The 6,440-nt window shown below is 64.2% G+C and carries 4 protein-coding genes; 2 read left to right on the forward strand and 2 right to left on the reverse strand.

Annotation, left to right across the window (positions count from 1 at the left end):
• Positions 1–65: 65 nt before the first annotated feature.
• Positions 66–1,889: a DUF885 domain-containing protein gene (locus V7D81_RS10205; protein ID WP_324316283.1), complete on the forward strand. Its 1,824-nt coding sequence runs from the start codon at positions 66–68 to the stop codon at positions 1,887–1,889.
• 49 nt (positions 1,890–1,938) lie between these two features.
• On the opposite strand, the gene V7D81_RS10210 is transcribed toward V7D81_RS10205, so the two are convergent.
• A complete protein-coding gene (locus tag V7D81_RS10210; RefSeq protein WP_324316285.1) occupies positions 1,939–3,906 on the reverse strand; it encodes a hypothetical protein in 1,968 nt (655 codons plus the stop codon).
• A gap of 390 nt (positions 3,907–4,296) precedes the next feature.
• Here V7D81_RS10210 and V7D81_RS10215 point away from each other — a divergent pair, with 390 nt between their 5' ends.
• Positions 4,297–5,712: a C13 family peptidase gene (locus V7D81_RS10215; protein WP_324316286.1), complete on the forward strand. Its 1,416-nt coding sequence runs from the start codon at positions 4,297–4,299 to the stop codon at positions 5,710–5,712.
• Positions 5,713–6,023: 311 nt separating this feature from the next.
• Here V7D81_RS10215 and V7D81_RS10220 read toward each other — a convergent pair.
• Positions 6,024–6,440, reverse strand: a 417-nt coding sequence (locus V7D81_RS10220; RefSeq protein WP_324316287.1) for a hypothetical protein, incomplete at its 5' end; no start/stop codon positions are given.

The following is a 6,440-nucleotide window of genomic DNA, read 5'->3' on the forward strand; positions in this document are numbered from 1 at the left end:
GGTTTGTGCACGAGGACCCGCGTTATCATCCCGGCCCAGGTGGGTCACTCTCCGGAGATCATTCGATGACCACGAACCGCCGCGATTTCATCGTGGGTACCGGAGCCGCCATCGCCGCTGCGAACCTGCCGACCGTGGCTGTCGGCGCGGATGCCGACGCCGACGTGCAGAAACTGCTGGCGGCCTTCGCCGAAGAACTGCTCGCCGACTATCCCGAAAGCGCCACCGCGCTGGGAATCGACAACGGACGACGTGCCGCATTGAAAGCGAAACTGTCGGACCGCTCGGCGGCGGGCCAGCAGTCGATTGCACGACGCGTTGCTGCGCGACTGCAGCGTCTCGAAGCCATCGACACCGGGTCGCTGACGGCGGCGACGCAGATCGACGTCGATGTCATGCGTACCGCGCACGAGTTCGCTGCGGAAGGCTTCGCGTTTCCCTATGGCGATACGGCGCTGCTCAACACAAGCTGGTCGTGGCGCAACGCACCGTATGTCGTCGCCCAGAACACCGGCGCATTCCTCGAAATCCCCGGCATGCTGGACGAGCAGCACACGATCGTCACGCGCGAGGATGCGGACGCGTATCTCGCCAGACTCGAAAGCTATGCAGCGCAGCTGAAGGGCGAAACCGGACGCTTGCACAGCGCCGCCGCGCAGGGCGTGATCGCGCCGGACTTCGTGCTCGACAAGACGTTGCGGCAGCTCAAGATCGCGCGCGGCGGCAGGGTGACCGACTGGGCACTCGTCAGTTCGCTGGCGAAGCGCACGAAATCGCTGTCCGGCGACTACGCGACCAAAGCCGAGAAGATCGCAACGGCGAGCATCGCGCCCGCACTCGATCGCCAGATCGCCGAACTCGAAACCCATCGCCGCAAGGCGAGGCCGGATGCCGGCGTGTGGAAGTTGCCGCAGGGCGAGGCGTACTACGCATGGACGCTCGCGGCCGCCACGACGACGCGCATGACGCCCGACCAGATCCACGCACGCGGACAGGAAGAACTAAGTGCCCTGCAGTCGGAAATGGATGCGATCCTGAAGCGCGAAGGCCTCACGCAGGGAACGGTGGGCGAACGCATGACGGCGCTCGGCAGGGATGCGCGTTTCCGCTTCGAAGACAGCGATGCCGGTCGTGCCCGTCTCATGCAATTCCTCGAGCAGCGCGTGAGCGACATGCGCGCACGATTGCCGCGCGCCTTCGCAACCCTCGTGCCCGGCCATCTCGAGATCAAGCGCATGCCGCCGGAAGTCGAGCCCGGCGCGCCCGGCGCCTATGGCGGCGCCGGCACCATCGACGGCAAGGTGCCCGGCAAGTTCTGGATCAATCTGCATGAAATGAATGTGTGGACCACCTACAACCTGCCGACGCTCACTTATCACGAATCCATTCCCGGGCACGTGTGGCAGGGCGAGTACACGTTCAGGCTGCCGCTGTTCCGCTCGCTGCTCGCCTTCAATGCGTACTCGGAAGGCTGGGCACTGTATGCCGAACAGCTCGCCAACGAACTCGGCGTGTACGACGACGATCCGTATGGCCGGCTCGGCTATCTGCAATCCATCGCCTTCCGCGCCTGCCGGCTCGTCATCGACACCGGCCTGCATGCGAAGCGCTGGACGCGCGAGCAGGCGATCCAGTGGTTCGCGAGCACCAATGGTTCGAGCGTCGAGGAAGTCACCAGCGAAGTGGACCGCTACTGCGCCTGGCCCGGGCAGGCCTGCGGCTACAAGGTCGGACACAGCGAGATCAACCGCCTGCGCAGGCAGGCGCAGCAGGCGCTCGGCAGCAGGTTCGATCTGCGTCAGTTCAATGACGCGCTGGTGAAAGGCGGCGGCGTACCGATGGTGACGCTGGCGCGGATGATCGATTCCTTCGTCGCACAGGTTCGCTAGCGGGCGACCATTTCTCGCCACATCATCTCATTGCCCCAATGCATCCCGCTTAGTGGCACGAGACCTGGATGTCGGTCACGTTGCTCGTGCCGACGATGCCCGAGGCGCCGCTGTCGATCACGCAGGAATAGCCATTGGTGGAGTCGATGCTCACCGTGTATGACGTTCCCGCAGCAAAGGGCGCATTGCTGTTGCCGTCGTCGATCGCGAAATTTCCGGCAACCCAGACCGGCTTCCAGAACTGCGGCGACGACGCACCGTTGGTGGTGATGGCCAGCAGGAGCGGCGCCATGCCGCCCTGCGCCTGAGTCGGCAGGCCGGTGACCGTGCCGCCGACCGTGTAGCCGGTCCAGCAATCGACGACGATACTGGTGACGTCCTGTGTCGCCGTGCCGCTCGTGTTGGACGCCTTGCAGTACTGGCCACCGGGCTGCTGGGTCACATAGACGTCGTAAGCATCCCCCGGATTGACCGCAGCCGGGAAACTGAACACGGCAGCATTGGCGGCTGGCGAGAGCGTCTGCGAGCTCATGGCTTCGATGAGCTGCAAGCCACTGGCGGTGAGGCCGTTGATTGATCCACCGACGCTGTAAGTGACGGGCCCGCAGACCAGCTGCAGGTGGGTCACGTTCGTGGCACCCACCGTGCCGCTCGCACTTCCCGAGAATGCGCAGGTGTAACCCGCAGGCAGGCCGGTGGGCTGTGTCGCGACGGACAACGCATACGCAGTACCGTAGGGCAGCGCATCCGGCAGCTCGAAGCTGCTGGCGCCCGCGGGTACGCTGAGAACGACCTGGCCATTGTCCGCGATCTGCAGACCCGTGGCGCTGCCCATGCCGCTGATGCTGCCGCCGACCGTGTAAGTGTTCACGCTGCAGGTGACTGCAACATTCGCAATGTCGTGCGCCGGTACCGTACCGCTGCCGTTGCTGACCGCGCAGGTGCGGCCCGCGGGCTGTGTGTCCACGCTCACGCTCCAGGGCGAACCGAACGTCACGCCCTGGGCGAACGTGAACGTCGCAGCGTTCGCCGCAATGCTGAGCTGCTGGCTGCCGCTGCCGAGCACCAGGCCCGTGGCGTTGCCGAGACCCGTGATGGTGCCGCCGAGATTGAACGGCTTCGCCGCGCAGGCGATCGTGCCGATGTTCAACACGTCATTTGCCGACGTCGCCGGGAACACTCCTGTCGCATCGGCGAAGGTGCAGGAAAGGCCTGCGGGCATGCTGCTTACCGTCACGCTGTACTGCGAACCCACGGGCACTGCATCGGTCAGCGTGTAGCTGCCGACGCCAGCAGGGACATCGTAGCGGGCATCACCGTTACTGAGCTGGAGTCCGGCGTTGCCGCCGAGGCCGGTGATGCTGACGGACAGATGGCCGGTTTCGGTTGCGCAATTGACCACCACGTTGGCGATATCGGCGGTTGCCATCGTGCCGCTGCCGGCAGCGACCGAACAGATCTGGTACTGAGGCTGCTGCGCGACGCTTACTGCGTAGGCAGCACCTTGCGCCACCGGCGTCGGAAACGTGAACAGCGCGGCACCGCCGCCGGGCTGGATCGCGAGTTGCTCGGCACCCTGCACGAGAATCAGGCCCTGGCCGACCAGCCCGTTGACGGTGCCGCCGATCGAATGTGCCGACACGGTGGTCGTACACGTGACGGTGGCGCTGCGCTCCACGGCGGGATGATCCTTGTCGACGAAATCATCGCCGCTGAAGTCCCCGGACAGCGAGCAGGTCTGACCGGCTGGCTGGCGCGTGATTTCCAGTGCCCAGACGTAGCGGCCGCAGCACGCGCTGCCGTCGCTGTCCCGCACCTTGACGTCGGCGCTCGTATCGTTCGCCGCGATGTCGAGCTGCGATCCTGTCGCCGTCTCGGTGATCTGCAGGCCGGTCGCTGTCAGGCCAGTCACCGTGAGCTTGACCGTGAAGGAGTCGGGTGCGCCGGTGCAGGCGGCCAGCGCCGTCATCGCAAGCACGGCCACAACCGCACCGAGTCGCGTCGATACACTTCTCATGGAGAAAAAAACCTACTTGTTCGAGGGCCGTCGGCCCGATGGCGAGCGAGACTCTGCGACCGGAGCCGCAGTGTCATTCGCCAATTGATGCACACTATTTCGCGACCGGGGTGCCCGCTGTCGCGAAGTGTGATGCGCGCAGAATTCGTGCAGCGATTGCCGCCGTGATCGTTTAGGCCACGCGCCTACTGGTTCGTGTGATCGTAGTCGAATGGATGAGTGGTTCGATCCGCAGCCGCGCAGCAGCCAGCCCCACCATCGCCCCACTGCCCGTTTCCTGATATTCAGACAACCGCATCCATTCTCCAGGCGCAGAATCTGCCGACCGATGAACTCCCTGAAACTCATTCCCTCGCTGACAATCGCCGACTCGCCTGGTTGGAGACCCGCATGACATTGCCTGCGGATTCGCCCACGGTCGATGCGGCGCAAACGACACTGCCGGTCACGTCTTTCTGGCAAACCATTGCACGCTCCCTGACGCTCCGGACGACCGCCCGCCCCGCCCTCGCACCGGGCGATCGGACATTGCTGGCGATGGGACTGATTCTTCTGTCGTTGTGGCTGGCGGTCGACTACCTCGCCGCGCCGCCGGATTCGACGTTCTATGTGTACGGACTGCTGGGCGTCGGCTGGTTCGCGAGCGTGATCGTTCTCGTGGCCGCGATCTGGGGGCGCCTGTCACAACCCGTCGTTTCCCTGCGCAGCACCTTCGCGCTGGCACTCGCCTTTGCGCCCGTCGCCACAGCGCTCACGCTGGCGATCCTGCGCTACCTGCCCGAGAGCGCAGCGCTCGGCGCCCTGGTGCTGGTGGCGCTCTACGCCACCGGTTTTGCGCACGCGGCACTGCGTTCGCTCACGGGGCATCCGCAACCGCGCGCGCTCGTCGCGGGACTCGCGGCACTGTCGTTCGCTGCATGGTTTGCACAAAGCCAGTACGTGACGCCGCAGTTCTGGTACCCGGCGGAAGACGAAGCGTTCGACTCGGGCGAGTCCGGCGACTTCATGACGCAGCGACGGCTGATGGAGTCGTTGCAGTTCGTACAGGCCGAACAGATCGATTCGACCGTGGCGGCGATGGACCGGCCCGCGACCCTGGATGCAGCGTCCTTCTTCGTCGGCTTCGCGGGCATGGGTGAACAGCGGGTGTTCGCGAGTGAAATCGCGCTGGCGGCGCGGACGATTGCAGCCGGGTACGACACTGCACAGCGCTCGCTGCTGCTCGTCAACGATCGCCGCGATCTCACTTCGCATCCTCTCGCCAGCGCACCGGCGTTGCGACGCGCATTGAACGACGTCGCAAGGCGCATGAATGTCGATCGGGATGTCCTGTTCCTGGCGCTTTCCTCGCACGGTGCCGAAGACGGCGCGCTCGCGGTCAGCAATCTCGACGTGCCGCTCGCCGATCTGTCGCCCCAGGAAGTGGCGGACGCGCTGGACGAGGCCGGCATCCGCTGGCGGGTCGTGATCGTGTCGGCCTGCTATTCGGGTCAGTTCATCGAACCGCTGCGCAATGACAACACCATCGTCATCACCGCCTCGGCCGCGGATCGCACGTCGTTCGGTTGCGCCGACGATCGCGACCTCACCTACTTCGGCGAGGCCTTCTATCGAGACGCGCTTTCATCGACGCACGATCTGCGCACCGCGTTCCAGCGCGCCAAAGCCGAGATCGCGCAGCGCGAGGAACACGAAGGGATCGAGCCGTCGAATCCGCAGGCGCATTTCGGCCGGGCCATGGAACGCCATCTGCGGCTCCTCTCGCGTTTCCTACCCTCCGGCGATCAGCCCCAACCTGGATCCTGAATCGCCCCAAGGACCAAATGGCTTGCGTCGGCGCGCGGAGCACACTCATCGCGATCCGTCGACCTACGAGGTCGTCATGAGTCCCGTATCTGCATCATTCCGGGCGCAGGGTACATTCCACTGGAATCTCCACTGCTCCGTTGGCAAGGGTGGTCATAGCAATCTGATTCCGGGACGTTCTCTTCATTCAGTGGTATTACACGCTTGCAGGGCAGCATCCGAACACGCCGCAAGAGCGCGCAAGGACATGTATGCCAAGGTGAAGGTCACCGGTATCTGCAAGGGCTTAGCTGTCATCGACGCATGCGGGTTCACTGCTGGAGCGATGCCGGGCGCCATGTACGCGGCAGGTGAATGGTTCGTTGCGGATTCGAGAGTTCAGCTTCCAGGCCGAGCGAGGTATCGAACCCTCGCCATGCGATAGGCTCCTCGTAAGGAGCCTCTCCACCAATCATGCCAGTGTTTGCGCTACGAAGATGTTCTGTCAGCAACGTACTCACATGCGCCCATCGATCGGCTCGCGGATGGCTCGAAGTCCTAAATGGGAATGGGTTCGCCTGTCGGTCAGTTCCAATATCCATCGTGACGAAGTGATTTCGTCCGTATTCGATCCAGCGGCGCAGATCATTGGACTGGTCTCTCACATTCTTGGGCTCCGCTGGAAACAGCAGATCCATACCGTCAACCACGACTGCTGATGCGTCATGAGTTTCATTCAGCACATCGTT

The organism is Povalibacter sp. (assembly GCF_036735925.1).
Lineage (GTDB): Bacteria > Pseudomonadota > Gammaproteobacteria > Steroidobacterales > Steroidobacteraceae > Steroidobacter.

Coding starts and splice junctions, on each gene's coding strand:
- V7D81_RS10215 (WP_324316286.1), top strand. CDS start 4,297: ATGACATTGCCTGCGGATTCGCCCACGGTCGATGCGGCGCAAACGACA.
- V7D81_RS10210 (WP_324316285.1), bottom strand. CDS start 3,906: ATGAGAAGTGTATCGACGCGACTCGGTGCGGTTGTGGCCGTGCTTGCG.
- V7D81_RS10205 (WP_324316283.1), top strand. CDS start 66: ATGACCACGAACCGCCGCGATTTCATCGTGGGTACCGGAGCCGCCATC.